At 59.3% G+C, this 15,531-nt stretch carries 11 protein-coding genes, 2 tRNA genes and 2 pseudogenes; 7 read left to right on the forward strand and 8 right to left on the reverse strand.

Annotated elements, in window-relative coordinates:
* Nucleotides 1–7 precede the first annotated feature (7 nt).
* From FFS64_RS00075 to ddlA, 5 genes and pseudogenes are all read left to right on the forward strand, one after another.
* Complete coding sequence (locus tag FFS64_RS00075) at nucleotides 8–1,321, forward strand: MFS transporter (protein WP_137803721.1); 1,314 nt, start codon at nucleotides 8–10, stop codon at nucleotides 1,319–1,321.
* Nucleotides 1,322–1,540: 219 nt separating this feature from the next.
* Nucleotides 1,541–2,179, forward strand: a pseudogene (locus tag FFS64_RS32055) (PAS domain-containing protein); the annotation flags it as partial.
* Nucleotides 2,180–2,329: 150 nt separating this feature from the next.
* Nucleotides 2,330–2,767, forward strand: a pseudogene (locus FFS64_RS32060) (methyl-accepting chemotaxis protein); the annotation flags it as partial.
* 100 nt (nucleotides 2,768–2,867) lie between these two features.
* Entirely contained in the window at nucleotides 2,868–3,467 is a 600-nt protein-coding gene (locus FFS64_RS00085) for a flavin reductase family protein (RefSeq protein ID WP_137803723.1), read from the forward strand.
* A gap of 47 nt (nucleotides 3,468–3,514) precedes the next feature.
* On the forward strand, nucleotides 3,515–4,609 hold the full coding sequence (ddlA, locus tag FFS64_RS00090; protein ID WP_137803724.1) for a D-alanine--D-alanine ligase: 1,095 nt from the start codon (nucleotides 3,515–3,517) through the stop codon (nucleotides 4,607–4,609).
* 65 nt (nucleotides 4,610–4,674) lie between these two features.
* Here ddlA and ggt read toward each other — a convergent pair whose 3' ends face one another.
* On the reverse strand, nucleotides 4,675–6,507 hold the full coding sequence (gene ggt, locus FFS64_RS00095; protein WP_137803725.1) for a gamma-glutamyltransferase: 1,833 nt from the start codon (nucleotides 6,505–6,507) through the stop codon (nucleotides 4,675–4,677).
* A 165-nt stretch (nucleotides 6,508–6,672) separates the two neighbouring features.
* Here ggt and FFS64_RS00100 point away from each other — a divergent pair, with 165 nt between their 5' ends.
* Entirely contained in the window at nucleotides 6,673–7,782 is a 1,110-nt protein-coding gene (locus FFS64_RS00100; protein WP_137803726.1) for a DUF2817 domain-containing protein, read from the forward strand.
* A gap of 148 nt (nucleotides 7,783–7,930) precedes the next feature.
* Here FFS64_RS00100 and FFS64_RS00105 read toward each other — a convergent pair.
* Both FFS64_RS00105 and FFS64_RS00110 read right to left on the reverse strand, forming a co-directional pair.
* A tRNA-Met gene (locus FFS64_RS00105) sits at nucleotides 7,931–8,007 on the reverse strand.
* 116 nt (nucleotides 8,008–8,123) lie between these two features.
* A complete protein-coding gene (locus FFS64_RS00110; protein ID WP_372242152.1) occupies nucleotides 8,124–10,469 on the reverse strand; it encodes a methyl-accepting chemotaxis protein in 2,346 nt (781 codons plus the stop codon).
* A gap of 45 nt (nucleotides 10,470–10,514) precedes the next feature.
* On the opposite strand from FFS64_RS00110, the gene FFS64_RS00115 reads away from it, so the two are divergent.
* The gene (locus tag FFS64_RS00115; RefSeq protein ID WP_137803728.1) at nucleotides 10,515–11,732 is read left to right on the forward strand and encodes an MFS transporter; all 1,218 of its coding nucleotides are present in this window, start codon (nucleotides 10,515–10,517) and stop codon (nucleotides 11,730–11,732) included.
* Nucleotides 11,733–11,834: 102 nt separating this feature from the next.
* On the opposite strand, the gene ychF is transcribed toward FFS64_RS00115, so the two are convergent.
* From ychF to FFS64_RS00140, 5 genes are all read right to left on the reverse strand, one after another.
* Nucleotides 11,835–12,935, reverse strand: a complete 1,101-nt coding sequence (ychF, locus tag FFS64_RS00120) for a redox-regulated ATPase YchF (RefSeq protein ID WP_095192916.1) — start codon at nucleotides 12,933–12,935, stop codon at nucleotides 11,835–11,837.
* A gap of 22 nt (nucleotides 12,936–12,957) precedes the next feature.
* Complete coding sequence (gene pth / locus FFS64_RS00125; RefSeq protein ID WP_137803729.1) at nucleotides 12,958–13,542, reverse strand: aminoacyl-tRNA hydrolase; 585 nt, start codon at nucleotides 13,540–13,542, stop codon at nucleotides 12,958–12,960.
* Between the two features lie 169 nt (nucleotides 13,543–13,711).
* Entirely contained in the window at nucleotides 13,712–14,311 is a 600-nt protein-coding gene (locus tag FFS64_RS00130; RefSeq protein ID WP_137803730.1) for a 50S ribosomal protein L25/general stress protein Ctc, read from the reverse strand.
* Nucleotides 14,312–14,451: 140 nt separating this feature from the next.
* Nucleotides 14,452–15,393, reverse strand: coding sequence for a ribose-phosphate pyrophosphokinase (locus FFS64_RS00135; RefSeq protein WP_003171603.1), 942 nt, complete (start codon nucleotides 15,391–15,393; stop codon nucleotides 14,452–14,454).
* Between the two features lie 47 nt (nucleotides 15,394–15,440).
* Nucleotides 15,441–15,515, reverse strand: a tRNA-Gln gene (locus FFS64_RS00140).
* Nucleotides 15,516–15,531: the final 16 nt, after the last annotated feature.

Genomic DNA, 15,531 nt, shown 5'->3' on the forward strand with positions numbered 1-15,531 from the left:
TCTTTGCATGACTGCCATTATCGATTCGCGCCCGGTGCCGTTCAGCCGCTCGGACTACAAGACCCTCGGCCTTGCGGCGCTCGGCGGGGCGCTGGAAATCTACGATTTCATCATTTTCGTATTTTTCGCGCTGACCTTGAGCCAGCTGTTCTTCCCGCCTGAAATGCCCGAGTGGCTGCGGCTACTGCAAAGTTTCGGGATTTTTGTCACCGGTTACCTGGCGCGGCCTCTGGGCGGAATCCTGATGGCGCATTTCGCTGACCGGCTTGGTCGCAAGAAGGTGTTCAGCCTGAGCATTCTGATGATGGCGCTGCCGTGTCTGCTGATCGGGATCATGCCGACCTACGCGCAGATCGGCTATTTCGCACCGTTGTTGCTATTGCTGCTGCGGGTTCTGCAGGGGGCGGCGGTGGGCGGTGAAGTGCCGAGTGCCTGGGTATTCGTTGCCGAACACGCGCCGGTTGGTCATCGCGGTTACGCCTTGGGCTTCTTGCAGGCGGGACTGACCTTTGGCTATCTGCTAGGCGCCTTGACGGCGACGTTTCTGGCCCAAGCCTTCACCCCGGCGGAAATCTTCGATTACGCCTGGCGTTTCCCGTTCCTGCTGGGCGGCGTGTTCGGTGTGATTGGCGTCTGGTTGCGCCGCTGGCTTAGCGAAACCCCGGTGTTCATGGCCATGCACGCCCGGCGCGAAGAGAGGGTCGAGCTGCCGCTGCGTGCGGTTCTACGCGAGCATCGGCTGGCCATGTTGCCTGCGATGATTCTGACCTGCGTTCTGACCTCGGCGGTGGTGGTGTTCGTGGTGATCACCCCGACCATGATGCAGAAAACCTTCGGCATGACCGCCAGCCACACGTTCGCCTTGAGCGCCTTTGGCATCGTATTTCTGAACATTGGTTGCGTACTCGCCGGGTTACTGGTCGACCGCATCGGTGCCTGGCGTACCGTCATGCTCTATAGCCTGCTGCTGCCATTGGGCATCGGCGTACTCTACGCCTGCCTGATCAGTGGTGGTGACTGGGTCGGTTTGGCCTACGCGGTCGCCGGCCTTTGTTGCGGAGTGGTCGGCGCAGTGCCATCGGTGATGGTCAGCCTGTTCCCGGCGCGGATTCGTGTTTCAGGCATTTCCTTTACCTACAACATCGCCTATGCCGCTTGGGCGAGTATCACACCATTGCTGTTGATTGGTCTGATGCCTTGGAGCCCGTGGATTTGTGTGATTTTCTGCGCGGTGATGGGCGCGGTCGGCGTGAGCAGCGCAGTGTATTTCGGCGCGAGGATGCCCAGAGTGACCAGTTGTTCGACGGCTGGCGCCATGTGAGCAAACGCGGCGGCTGGCACGCCGTAACTATTTTTGTAGGACAAAGCTGAAGCGCTCTTCAGAAAAGATCCAGAGTGCCGATGGTTAAGCTGCATATCGCTTTCTATCCCAGTCCATCGGTGCGTCCCCATGTTCAATAAACGCTTGAAGCAGGAGCTGTCGGCTCTTCGTGAAGAACTCTCCAGCCTTCAGCAAGTGAAGGAAAGTCTGGAAAGCGAGATGCTCGTGCTGACTCTCGATCCTGATGGGCGGGTGCAATCGGTCAACCAGAACTTTCTCAGCGAGATGCACTACAAGAGCAACGAGCTGATCGGGCGGCACATCGAAGACATCGTCCCGGATCATGTGAAAACCGACGAATTCCAGCAGCGTTTCAAAACTGCAATGAGCCGTGGCGAACACTTCGCCGGTGCCGTGCGCCTGTTGCGCGGGACGGGTCAGGAAGCGTGGTTGCGTTCGATCCTGCAGCCCGTGCGCTCGGCAGACGGCCGGATCAAGCATTTCTCGATATTTTCCAGCGACCTGACCCGCACCATCGAAGCCTCCCGCGAACATGAAAACCTGATCGGTGCGTTGGTGCGTTCGACCGCAGTGATCGAGTTCGACCTCAATGGCAACGTGCTGACAGCCAATGACCGTTTTCTCTCCGGCATGGGTTGCAGCCTGGCGCAGATCAAAGGCAAGCATCACCGTACCTTCTGCCTGCCGGAGGAGTACAACAGTGCCGAATACCAGAACTTCTGGCGTCGTCTGAACACGGGTGAGTACGTGGCAGGCCGGTTCAAGCGTATCGACAGCCATGGTCGTACGGTTTGGCTTGAGGCGTCCTACAACCCAGTGGTCGATGCCAACAACAAACTCTACAAAATAGTGAAGTTCGCCACGGTGATCACCGATCAGGTCAATCAGGAACAGGCAGTCGCCGAAGCGGCGAACATTGCCTACAGCACATCGCAGCAAACCGACCAGAGCGCCCAGCGTGGCAACGCCGTGGTGACGCAGGCGGTGGACGTGATGCGTGATCTGGCCAAGCATATGCAAACCGCCGGCGACGGTATCGAAGCCCTGAACGAGCAGTCGCTGGTGATCGGCACCATTGTCAAAACCATCAGCGGCATTGCCGAACAAACCAACCTGCTGGCGCTCAATGCCGCCATCGAAGCAGCCCGCGCCGGTGAGCAGGGACGAGGTTTTGCGGTGGTGGCGGACGAGGTTCGGCAGTTGGCCTCGCGCACCAGCCAGGCCACTGATGAGATTGTGCTGGTGGTGCGTCAAAACCAGGACATGGCCCGCAACGCCGTGGCCCTGATGACCGACGGCAAGCTCCAGGCGGAACAGGGGCTGGCGCTGGCGGCGGAAGCGGGCACGGTGATCGTCGAGATCCAGGACGGTGCCCAGAAAGTCGTGAATGCGGTAGGACAGTTCGCCAATCAGTTGTCGACTTGAGTCAGCGCTGCGTTTCCCTGTAGAAGCAAGCATCGCTCCTACAGGTTTTTTGGGTTTTTATGCCGCTACAATCGGCTCTTTCCCCAAGGAGCAGACATCCATGAGCGTTTCCCACCGCCGCCCGGTCCCTTTGCCCAAGGCTTATCGTTTGCTCAACCACGGGCCGACCGTGCTGGTCAGCGCAGCCCAGGGCAGCGAGCGCAATATCATGGCGGCGGCCTGGGCCATGCCGCTGGATTTCGATCCGCCGAAAATCGCCGTGGTGCTGGACAAGTCCACCTGGACCCGCCAATTGCTGGAAGCCTCGGGCACCTTCGTGCTGAACGTTCCTTGCGCCGCGCAGGCCGATATCGTGCAAACCGTCGGTTCGACGTCCGGCTTGGAGTTCACCCGCGAACAGGGACGTGACAAGTTCCAGATCTATGGCTTGCCGACCTTCGATGCTGAACTGGTCGATGCGCCGATGCTCGATGGTTGTGTCGCCTGGCTGGAATGCCGACTGCTGCCGGAGCCCGATAACCATCAACAATATGATCTGTTCCTGGCCGAGGTGATTGCCGCTCAGGCCGACGAGCGCGTGTTCAGTGACGGGCGGTGGCACTTCGAAGGCCAGGACGCGTTGCGCACCTTGCACCATGTGGCGGGTGGGCACTTTTTGACCATCGGCGAGTCGGTGGACGGCAAGACGTTGCAACCGTAAGGTGGCGAAGACGAGAGCCGTTTGCACAATCACATCGAGGCTTGGCAATGAGTAAATTGCGTGTAGGCATTATCTTTGGCGGCCGCTCGGCAGAGCATGAAGTGTCGCTTCAGTCGGCGAAAAATATCGTCGATGCCCTGGATCGTTCGCGTTTCGAGCCGGTGTTGATCGGCATCGACAAACAGGGGCATTGGCACCTCAACGACCCTTCGAACTTCCTTCTGAACCAGGAAAATCCGGCCCTGATCGCCCTCAATCAATCCAACCGCGAGTTGGCGGTCGTTCCGGGCAAGGCAAGCCAGCAGCTGGTGGAAACCACCAGTCAGGAGCTGTTGGGGCACGTTGATGTGATTTTTCCGATTGTCCACGGCACCCTTGGTGAAGACGGTTGCCTGCAAGGCCTGCTGCGCATGGCTGATCTGCCGTTTGTCGGCTCCGATGTGCTGGGTTCGGCGGTGTGCATGGACAAGGACATCAGCAAGCGCTTGCTGAGGGACGCCGGGCTGGCGGTCACGCCATTCGTGACCCTGACCCGCAGCACCGCGGCGCGCAGCCGATTCGATGAGGTGGTGGGCAAATTGGGCCTGCCACTGTTTGTCAAACCGGCAAACCAGGGCTCATCCGTAGGCGTGAGCAAGGTCACCGACGAGGCCGAATATACGGCGGCGGTCGCACTGGCACTGGGCTTTGATGAAAAAGTGCTGGTCGAGTCAGCCGTCAGTGGCCGCGAGATCGAATGCGCTGTGCTCGGCAATGACGACGCCATCGCCAGCGGTTGCGGTGAGATCGTGGTGCACAGCGGCTTCTACTCCTACGACAGCAAGTACATCGACGACAAGGCCGCTGAGGTGGTGGTCCCGGCCAATATCAGCGCAGAAGCCAGCGAGCGCATCCGTGCCATGGCCGTCGAGGCGTTTCAGGTGCTGGGATGCTCCGGGCTGGCGCGGGTTGATGTGTTTCTGACCGACAACGGCGAAGTGCTGATCAACGAAATCAACTCGTTGCCGGGGTTCACCCGCATCAGCATGTACCCGAAACTGTGGCAAGCCACTGGAATGACGTACAGTGAACTGGTTACGCGGTTGATCGAACTGGCCTTGGAAAAACATCAGGCTCGACGGGCGCTGAAAATCAGTCGTTAAAGGCTGTGTGATTTCGGGTTGTTGAAAAGAGGGCTTGCCACGCTGCAAGCCCTTACATTGACCGCTCAATCCCCCAACGCTTCCCCCTCACGCCGAGGATCGGCTCCTCCTGCCCATGACGCTTTGCCCTGCGCATCCTTGACCCGGACGATCGCCTGGGTGCCGCTGGTCATGTCGATCGCGCTTACGTTGTGGCCCTTGTCCTTCAAAGCCTGGATCAGTGCCGGGCTGAACTGCCCGCGTTCCAGTTCGGTCGGGCCGTTGCGGCTGCCGAAGTTGGGCAGGTTGATGGCCGCTTGTGCATCAAGGTTCCAGTCGAGCAGGCCGACCGTGGTTTTGGCGACGTATTCGATGATTTGCGAGCCGCCGGGTGAGCCGACACTGGCGACGAATTCACCGCTCTGGCGGTCGAAAATCAATGTTGGGGCCATGGACGAACGAGGGCGCTTGCCCGGTTCGACGCGGTTGGCCACTTTTTGCCCGTTTTCTTCGGGGATGAACGAGAAGTCGGTCATCTCGTTATTGAGCAGGAAGCCTTGAACCATCAGGTGGGAGCCGAAGGCGGATTCGATGGTAGTGGTCATGGAGACGGCGCCACCCTGGTCATCGACGGCCACCACTTGCGAGGTGGAGATTCGCAGCGGCGACCGATCCGGCGCGTAAGCCACCTGAATGCCCGGTGGCGTACCCGGTTGAGCCGAGCCCATGCTGCGTTCACCGATCAGAGCGGCGCGACTCGCCAGATACGTCGGGTCGACCAGACCCTTGACGGGCACCGGCACAAAGTCTGTATCGGCCACGTATTGGGCGCGATCGGCATAGGCCAGCCGCTCGGCTTCCGATATCAGGTGCACTGCTTCGGGGGAGGGTTCGATGCCGGCGGGGGCATTGGTCTCGACCGGTTTCATCGGCGCCAGGGCAAAGCGTTTGTCGCGTGTCTCCAGGGCTTGCAGCGTGCCGAGTATCTGCGCCACGGCAATCCCGCCCGATGACGGCGGCGGCATGCCGCAAACCTGCCAGCGTTTGTAGTCGGTACACAGGGGCGCGCGCTCCTTGGCACGGTAGTTTTGAAGGTCGTTCAGCGACAGGCTGCCCGGGTTGGTGTGGCCCTGAACCTTGGCCACGATCTCTTGGGCGATAGGGCCTTTGTACAAGGCATCCGCGCCTTCTTTGGCAATGCGCTGGAACACGACGGCCAAAGCCGGGTTTTTCAGACGTGTGCCTATCGCTTTCGGGCTGCCATCGGTATTCAGGAAGTACGCCGCCATCTCGGGTGAGCTGCGCAACTTCGAGTCTGAGGCGATCAGTAAATGCAGGCGCGGCGAGATGGCGAAGCCTTGCTCGGCGAGTTCGATGGCCGGTTCAAACAGCTGCGACCAGGGCAGGCGTCCGTGTTTTTGATGGGCCAACTCAAGGGCGCGCAACACTCCCGGCGTCCCCACCGAACGCCCGCCAATCTGCGCCTGGGTGAACGGCATCGGTTGCCCGTCGGATTGCAGGAACAGCTTCTCGGTAGCGCCCGCCGGCGCCGTTTCGCGACCATCGTAAGTGCGTACGGACTTGCCATCCCAGAGCACGATCAATGCGCCACCGCCGATACCTGACGATTGCGGCTCGACCAGCGTAAGAACCGCCTGCATTGCAATCGCCGCATCGATGGCCGAACCACCGCGACGCAGCATCTCCCGTCCGGCTTCGGCCGCCAGTGGGTTGGCCGCTGCCGCCATGTGTTTGGTGGCGTGTCGGGTCTGCAGATCGGTGCGATAGCCGGAAGCGCTTTCCGGTGCGAGCGGCAGCGTCGACGATGGTGGGGCGCTGCAGGCAACCAAGGTTAAAGCAGTGGCGATCAGCGACAGCGCTGTCAGGCGAAAGCGGCTCAAGTGAAAGGCTGAAAGCACGTTGGGCACTCCGTCCGTTGGATAAAGGGTCAGCGGACTTTATCGACCCCTACGGGGTGACGCAAACCGGGTCCCGATACAAGACGCTTTTGTTCTTCATGAGTGGGTGGAATTTCTGTAGGGTCGTTGCCAATAGTCAGGCCAGAAAATCAACAAGAGGCAACCATGCAGACCGAGTTTCCGACTCAGCCAAGCTACCGTTCCCAGCGCGAACAATTCCTTGCGGCGGCGACTGCGGCCGGGGCGACGCTGACCGAGTATCCGCACCCGCTCAAGGGGCCGTTCGGTGAACACTTGAGTGCCGATGTGGCGGTGCTTGGCGATCCTGCCGCCAAACGCGTGCTGGTTGCCTTGAGCGGCACCCATGGTGTCGAGGGCTTCTATGGCTCGGGTTGTCAGATCCAATGGCTGCAGGAACTGGGCAAGCGTTCAATGCCGGCCGATGTCGCCGTGGTGATGATCCATTCGATCAATCCCTGGGGCATGGCCTGGTTGCGCCGGGTCAACGAAGACAACATCGACCTTAACCGCAATCATCTGAACTTCGACGGTCCATTGCCGGACAATCAGGCCTATGACGCGCTGCACGAAATTTATACGTGCGCACAATTGCACGGTCCTGAGCGTGATCGCGCCGATGCCTTGCTTGATGCGCAGATCCGCGAGCATGGCTGGCCGGCGGTGATGTCGATTGTCGAGGGCGGGCAGCATGCACATCCCGATGGGTTGTTCTACGGCGGGCTGGCGCCGAGTTGGTCGAATCGCACCTTGCACCGGATCATTCAGAAGCATGTAGCGCATGCCGATGTCGCCATGTGCTTTGACTTGCACACCGGTGCTGGCGAGTACGGTCATCCCATGTTGCTGACGATCACCGAAGCGGCGTATCCGGCGCTGGCCGATGCCCAGGCAATTTATGGCCCGTGGCTCTACACCTTACACACCGGTGCCGACACCCTGAGCGAAACCGGCGTTGCGGCCACCGCCACCGGTTATACCTCGCAGGCGTTGATCAATGCGTTGCCGCAAGTGCGGTTGATGCCGTTCGTCATTGAGTGCGGGACCTATCCGGGGGCGGATGTGCATCGTCATTTGCGTGACGACCACTGGCTGCATTTACATGGCAACCCAAGTGATGCCGCAGGGCGTGAAATCAAACTGAATCTGCTTGAGCAGTTCTACCCGGCCGATAGCGATTGGCAGGCCATGGTCTGGCTGCGCACCTGGCAGATCTGGGAGCGGGCGTTGTCGGCGCTGCCGGCGGTTCGTGGCTGATGTAGGAGCGAGCTTGCTCGCGATGGTCGTCAACGATTACGCGTATTTACCGGCTAAACGCGGTGCGCTTTAGTCCATCGCGAGCAAGCTCGCTCCTACAGGAGGCATAAAAAAACGGCCTACCTTTCGGTAAGCCGTTTTTAGTACTTGGTGGCTACACAGGGACTTGAACCCCGGACCCCAGCATTATGAATGCTATGCTCTAACCAACTGAGCTATGTAGCCAAGTGGCGCGCATTATTCACCGGTAATGCAGATGCGTCAAGCGTAAATCTAAAATATTTCTCTACACTTTCAACCGCTTAACCTCCTGAGCCGAAAAAACGGCCCAGGGGAGGGCGTCAATTGAGCTGAAACCTACCGGTATTGGCACTCAAGGCCTTGCTGCCCTGGCTCAAGGTGTCTGCTGCAAGGTTCACTGCCCGTGCGCCTTCGAGCAGGCGGAGCGCTGCCTGATCGACTTGCTGGATGTTGCCGCTGACTTCGTCGGCGGTGCTCGCCTGTTCGTCGACCGCCGTGGCGATCTGCGCCAGGGTGTCGGTGACACCCTGCACGGCGCTGGCAATTTCACCCAGGCGTTCACCGAGGCCGGTGACAGCTTGCGCATCGGATTGTGCCTGGCCGCAAGCAGCTTCCATCAGGCTCACCGCTTCGTTCACGGTACTGCGCAGGCTATCGACCGTGCCGGCGATCTGCGCGGTCGAGGACTGGGTGCGTTGCGACAGGCTGCGCACTTCGTCGGCCACCACCGCAAAACCGCGACCCTGTTCCCCCGCGCGAGCGGCCTCGATGGCAGCATTGAGCGCCAACAGGTTGGTCTGCTCGGCGACACCGCGAATGGTGTCAACCACCAGTTGAATCTGCTGCCCTTGTTCGCTGACCCGACCCAGAGCCGCAGCAGTGTCGTTCAAGCGCTGATTGAGCTGCTGAATGCTCGCTGTCGTACGTTGGCTGTCACGGCTGCTGTCGGCGGCAATGCGCTGGGTGTGCTGAGCGCTGCCAGAGGCCCGTTCACAGCTCGCGGCCACCCCTTGGGAGGTTGCGGCCAATTGCGTTGCCGCCGCGGCGATCTGACTGATCTGCAGTTGCTGCGCTTCAACTTCGCCAAGGGCGTCGCTGGAGTGATGATTGAGGGTTTGCACCGCATTGCTCAGTTGCAAGGTTTCGTGATCGACACCCAGCAGGCTGGTGCGCAGTTGCAGGACGGCGACATTGAGGGCGGTGCTGATGGCCGCCAGTTCGTCCCGCCCTTGCACCGGCACTTGAAGGCCGAGATTACCGTCGCGCAGGGCTTCTGCAAGCAAGGTGATACCGCTGGCACTGCGACGGATCGACGCCTGCAAACAGATGAACAGATACAGCGCGGCCAGCAGCAGGACACCGAAAATACTTGCCACGATGATGAACTGGCGAATCGCCGAGTCATGGTAGTAATCCAGGCGCTGATCCAGCGACACCAGCGATTGCTGGCGCAGTGCGGCGAGGTCGGCGAGCAGGGCGTCCAGGCTACGCTCGAAGTCTTCCGGCTTGAGGTTGATGCTGCCGCCGAACACGCCGTCATCAAGGACTTTCAAACCGGCATCAAGGTGCTTGAGGCTGTCATGGTACTGCCCGGCCCAGGCTTGCAGGGCGCTGGGCAATCGCGCTTCGAGCAGCCCCGCGGTTTTCACCAACTGCTCCCGCGCGTCGCCGATCCGGCTACGCAAGTCGCGCAATTGCAGACGGCTTTGCAGCGTGAATTGCCCGGACACCACCGAGGCCTGGCCGACACTCGCCAGGCGGCCGACCCGTTCAATCAAATCGGGAGCGTGCTGGGTGGAGATTTGCGTCAGCAAATAAGTCTCCAGCCACGGTGCCAGCGTCAGGCGGTTGTCCATGGCGATCTGTTCGCGCAAGGCTTGTACGGCACTCAAGGCGCTGGTGAAGCGGTCATAGCCGTCCGGCCACCAGCCGACGCTGCTCAGACTCTTTGAGTCCAGACCGTTGAGGGCATTTTGTAGCGCTTGATAGCGGGCCAGGGTTTCGCCCTCGGCGCCTTCTTTTTGCAGTGCGTTGTTCAGATCCGAAGTGGCCTGGGCGACAGCAGGCTGGACCCCATCGAACGCGGCCATGGCGGCAAGGGTTGCCGGGGTTGGCTGGCGATTGGTTTCGGTCGCGCGCCAACGTGCTGCACGATCACGCTGTGCCGCCAACAGGTTATCGAGCGCATCGAGGGCGAGCAGTTGGCGAACCCCGGCACGTTCGCCGGAGATCAGATTCAATTTGTCGCGATAGTCCTGACCAATCATCCACAGGCTGCCGGCCAGCGGCAGGATAAACAGCAGAAACAACAGCTGGAATTTACGCGCAAAGCCAAAACGCCCCAGCAGTCCGATCCCCGGTGATAAAAAAGCCTGCATGCCCCATGACTCCTTTGGACACCACGCACCATCGGCGTGCGTCGAGGTGCTTGCGACCTCGACTTGTGCCCTTTTAAAAGGCCTCGAAAGTTCACCTTTGTCAGCTCTGTAGGCCGACTCTGTAGCGAAACTTCCCATTCTCGGTCCCCTTTGTAAGGCGGCCGCGTTGAAGCGGATAAGCAAGGCAAGATTCAGACCATGGCTATGCGCTATCACCTGTTCGGCGATGAAAATCGAGGTCGTTAGCAGGCTAAGGGGATGGCGTTGCTGCACTGAAAAATGGCACATTGGCGCACCTGCCCGTGTGCACCTCTCTGTTGTCCGGAATTTTTCATGGCTCTCAGCAACGTTCAGTCCGCCGCTACGTCGGCGTCCGCTCCTTCGCAAAGCAGTCCGCTGGTCATGCGCATCATCGGCGCGGTGGCGCTGGCGCACTTGATCAACGACCTGATTCAATCGGTGCTGCCGTCGATCTATCCAATGCTCAAGGCCAGCTATGGCCTGACGTTCACCCAGGTCGGCCTGATCACCCTGACCTTTCAACTGACGGCCTCGTTGCTGCAACCCTGGGTCGGTTATCACACGGATCGCCATCCCAAGCCTTGGTTGTTACCCGCCGGCACGGTCTGCACCTTGATCGGGATTCTGATGATGTCGGTGGTGGGGAGCTTTCCGCTGATTTTGTTGGCGGCGGGGCTGATCGGTATCGGTTCGTCGACATTTCACCCGGAAGCCTCTCGTGTGGCGCGACTGGCCTCGGGCGGGCGTTTCGGGCTGGCACAATCGACCTTTCAGGTCGGCGGCAACGCGGGCTCGGCCTTTGGTCCGTTACTGGCGGCGGCGATCATCATTCCCTACGGTCAGGGGCACGTGGCCTGGTTCGGATTGTTTGCGGTGTTCGCACTGTTCGTGCTGTACCGGATCAGTCGCTGGTACGCCAACCACTTGAACCTGTTCAAGCTCAAACAAGGCCAGGCGGCGACTCACGGCTTGTCCAAGGGGCGGGTGATCAGCGCACTGGTGGTTCTCGGGCTATTGGTGTTTTCCAAGTACTTCTACATGTCCAGTATCACCAGTTACTTCACCTTTTACCTGATCGAGAAATTCGATCTGTCGGTGGCCAGCTCGCAATTACACCTGTTCCTGTTTCTCGGTGCTGTAGCGGCGGGGACTTTCTTTGGCGGGCCGATCGGCGACAAGATCGGGCGCAAGGCGGTGATTTGGTTCTCGATCCTCGGCGTTGCGCCATTCACCCTGATCCTGCCGCACGTTGACCTGTTCTGGACCAGTATCCTCAGCGTGGTCATCGGCTTCATCCTGGCCTCGGCGTTCTCGGCCATCGTGGTGTACGCCCAGGAACTGGTGCCGGGTAATGTCGGGATGATCGCCGGAGTGTTCTTCGGCCTGATGTTCGGTTTCGGCGGGATCGGTGCTGCACTGCTGGGGCATCTGGCGGATATTCACGGCATTGAGTACGTGTACTTTCTGTGTTCGTTCTTGCCGTTGCTGGGTGTGTTGGCGATCTTTTTGCCGCGCACCCAAAAGGCCTGAGCCCACACAAATCCCCTGTGGCGTGGAAGTTAAATTTCAGGCACAAAAAAGCCGCGTATCAAACGCGGCTTTTTCTTGGGCGGGTGCTTCGCTTTGCAAAACTTAGACGTTGAAGCGGAAGTGCATCACGTCGCCGTCTTTAACGATGTAGTCCTTGCCTTCCAGGCGCCATTTGCCGGCTTCCTTGGTGCCGGCTTCACCCTTGTACTGGATGAAGTCGTTGTAGGCGATCACTTCGGCACGGATAAAGCCCTTTTCGAAGTCGGTGTGGATAACGCCAGCAGCCTGTGGTGCGGTGGCGCCGACGCGAACGGTCCAGGCGCGGACTTCTTCGACACCGGCTGTGAAGTAGGTTTGCAGATGCAGCATCTCGTAGCCGGCGCGGATCACGCGGTTCAGGCCAGGTTCTTCAAGGCCCAGGGCCTCTAGGAACATGTCCTTTTCTTCGCCATCGTCGAGTTCGGCGATTTCAGCTTCGATCTTGTTGCACACCGGTACAACCACTGCGCCTTCTTCTTCGGCGATGGCCTTGACCACGTCCAGGTGCGGGTTGTTCTCGAAGCCGTCTTCAGCCACGTTGGCGATGTACATGACCGGCTTGGTGGTTAGCAGATGGAAGCCCTTGATCACCTGCTTCTCGTCAGTACTCATGTTCTTCATCAGGCTGCGCGCAGGCTTGCCTTCGGTGAAGTGAGCGATCAGTTGCTCCAGCAGGCCTTTCTGAACCACGGCGTCCTTATCGCCGCCCTTGGCGTTGCGCGCGACTTTCTGCAGTTGCTTCTCGCAGCTATCGAGGTCGGCGAAGATCAGTTCCAGATCGATGATTTCGATGTCGCGTTTCGGGTCGACGCTGTTGGAGACGTGAATCACGTTCTCGTCTTCGAAACAGCGGACCACGTGGGCGATGGCATCGGTTTCGCGGATGTTGGCCAGGAACTTGTTGCCCAGGCCTTCACCTTTCGAAGCACCGGCGACCAGGCCGGCGATGTCGACGAATTCCATGGTGGTCGGCAGGATGCGCTTTGGATTGACGATGGCTGCCAGGGCATCCAGACGCGGATCTGGCATCGGCACGATACCGCTGTTGGGCTCGATGGTGCAGAAGGGGAAGTTTTCGGCCGCGATACCGGATTTGGTCAGGGCGTTGAACAGGGTGGACTTGCCGACGTTAGGCAAGCCGACGATGCCGCAATTGAATCCCATGGTGTTTCCCCTCGGGTAAAAGTCAGGCCTTCTGGCTGTGCAGGTTTTTCATCGCGCGGTTCCATTCCCCGGCGAGGATATCCGGCAGCACGCCGAGGGCAAAGTCGATGCTGGCATCGAGTTTTTCCTGTTCGGCGCGTGGCGCACGACCCAGGACGAAATTTGAAACCATACTGGCAACGCCCGGGTGGCCAATGCCAAGCCGCAGGCGGTGAAAGGTATTCTGATTGCCCAGTTGCGCAATGATGTCGCGCAACCCGTTGTGACCGCCATGGCCGCCGCCCTGCTTGAGTTTGGCAACGCCCGGAGGCAGGTCGAGTTCGTCGTGCGCCACCAGGATTTCTTCAGGCTTGACGCGGAAGAAACCGGCGAGTGCCGCTACGGCCTGGCCGCTGCGGTTCATGTAGGTGGTGGGAATCAGCAGACGAACATCCTGACTCTGGTACGAATAGCGCCCGGTCAGGCCGAAATACTTGCGATCGGCCACAAGGTTTACGCCTTGTGCGTGCGCGACGCGCTCAACAAAAAGGGCCCCTGCGTTATGCCGGGTCTGTTCGTATTCAGCGCCTGGATTTCCCAGGCCAACGATCAGTTTGATGGCAGTCACGATAGGGGCCCTTCCTAGGAGTGGTGGATAACATCGCCGCAATCAGGGGGAGCGGCGAAAGTGGACGAAAATTGCTCATTTACCATGATGTAAACTCCGCGTTCTCGCCCGCTTTCTCGCTACGCTCTAGTCCGCGATGTTTCCGGTCACTCCGGCGTACAGAGTGAAATTACTCTGCAGCGCCTTCGGTAGCTTCTGGAGCAACACGTGGAGCGTGGACGTTGGCAACAGCCTTGTCATCACCGTGTGCCAGAGCAACGAACTCAACGCCTTGAGGGGCTTTGAGGTCGGACAAGTGAATGATCGAACCGATCTCGGCGTTAGCCAGGTCGACTTCGATGAATTCAGGCAGGTCTTTCGGCAGGCAGGACACTTCGATTTCCGAAGTCACGTGCGAGATTTCGCCGCCTTTCTTGACCGGTGCTTCTTCGTTGATGAAGTGCACTGGAACGATAGCGGTCAGTTTCTGGCCGGCTACTACGCGTACGAAGTCAGCGTGCATCACGTGGCCTTTGGCCGGGTGACGTTGCAGAGCTTTGATTACGACGTTTTGCTTGGTGCCACCAACGTTCAGCTCGATGATGTGGCTGTAAGCCGCTTCGTTTTCGAGCAGTTTGGCAACTTCTTTGGCCAGCATGCTGATGGATTCAGGGGCTTTGTCGCCACCGTAAACTACAGCTGGAACCAGGCTTGCGAGACGACGCAGGCGGCGGCTCGCACCTTTCCCCAGGTCGGAACGCACTTCAGCATTCAGAGTAAAATCGTTCATGTTGTATCTCCAAAATAACCACATTCGCCCCAGCGTTTGCGACCAGCGCTAAAGGCGATATGGGCAAAAAAGCCCCGCCCCGACAGGAATGCCGGGGCGGGGCGCTTTTCGTCAACGAAATGTTCGAAAGGGCAGGGCCCTTAGCGGAACATCGCGCTGATCGATTCTTCATTGCTGATGCGGCGAACCGCCTCGGCAACTACCGGAGCGATATCCAGTTGACGGATACGCGCACAGGCTTGTGCTGCAGCGGACAGCGGGATGGTGTTGGTCACCACCAGCTCGTCCAGCACGGAATTTTCGATGTTTTCGATCGCCCGACCCGACAGCACAGGGTGCGTGCAGTAGGCGAAAACCTTGGCAGCGCCATGCTCTTTCAAGGCCTTGGCCGCATGGCACAGGGTGCCGGCGGTATCGACCATGTCATCGACCAGGATACAGGTACGCCCTTCGACGTCACCGATGATATGCATCACTTCAGAGTGATTGGCTTTCTCACGGCGTTTGTCGATGATCCCGAGATCAACGCCCAGGGATTTGGCAACGGCACGTGCACGCACGACGCCGCCAATGTCCGGGGACACGATCATCAGGTTTTCGAAGCGCTGATCTTCAATGTCATCCACCAGAACCGGGGAGCCGTAGATGTTATCTACCGGAATATCGAAGAAACCCTGAATCTGGTCAGCATGCAGATCAACCGTGAGAACACGGTCGATGCCGACTACGGTAAGCATGTCAGCAACGACTTTCGCGCTGATAGCCACACGTGCGGAACGCGGACGGCGATCCTGACGGGCATAACCAAAGTAAGGAATAACAGCAGTGATACGAGTAGCCGAGGAGCGGCGGAAGGCATCAGCCATCACTACCAGTTCCATCAGGTTATCGTTGGTCGGAGCGCAAGTCGGCTGAATAATGAAGACATCTTTACCGCGGACGTTTTCATTGATCTCGGCTGTAATTTCGCCGTCGGAAAACTTACCGACAGAAATGTCACCGAGAGGGATATGCAGCTGACGTACGACACGCCGAGCCAGATCGGGGTTAGCGTTCCCCGTAAAGACCATCATCTTGGACACGCGCAGTACCTGAAGGCTGAGGGTATACCTGGATGAGTATAGGAAAATGGCAGGGGCGGCTGGATTCGAACCAACGCATGGCAGGATCAAAACCTGCTGCCTTACCGCTTGGCGACGCCCCTGTATCTGTTGCAACGA

It is taken from the genome of Pseudomonas sp. G(2018) (assembly GCF_005502415.1).
In the GTDB taxonomy this organism is placed as follows: Bacteria; Pseudomonadota; Gammaproteobacteria; order Pseudomonadales; family Pseudomonadaceae; genus Aquipseudomonas.

What these genes read in the sequence shown, in the direction of transcription:
- FFS64_RS00075 (WP_137803721.1), top strand. Translation starts at nt 8, where the DNA reads ATGACTGCCATTATCGATTCGCGCCCGGTGCCGTTCAGCCGCTCGGAC.
- FFS64_RS00085 (WP_137803723.1), top strand. Translation starts at nt 2,868, where the DNA reads ATGAGCGTTTCCCACCGCCGCCCGGTCCCTTTGCCCAAGGCTTATCGT.
- ddlA (WP_137803724.1), top strand. Translation starts at nt 3,515, where the DNA reads ATGAGTAAATTGCGTGTAGGCATTATCTTTGGCGGCCGCTCGGCAGAG.
- FFS64_RS00100 (WP_137803726.1), top strand. Translation starts at nt 6,673, where the DNA reads ATGCAGACCGAGTTTCCGACTCAGCCAAGCTACCGTTCCCAGCGCGAA.
- FFS64_RS00110 (WP_372242152.1), bottom strand. Translation starts at nt 10,469, where the DNA reads ATGTGCCATTTTTCAGTGCAGCAACGCCATCCCCTTAGCCTGCTAACG.
- FFS64_RS00115 (WP_137803728.1), top strand. Translation starts at nt 10,515, where the DNA reads ATGGCTCTCAGCAACGTTCAGTCCGCCGCTACGTCGGCGTCCGCTCCT.
- ychF (WP_095192916.1), bottom strand. Translation starts at nt 12,935, where the DNA reads ATGGGATTCAATTGCGGCATCGTCGGCTTGCCTAACGTCGGCAAGTCC.
- FFS64_RS00130 (WP_137803730.1), bottom strand. Translation starts at nt 14,311, where the DNA reads ATGAACGATTTTACTCTGAATGCTGAAGTGCGTTCCGACCTGGGGAAA.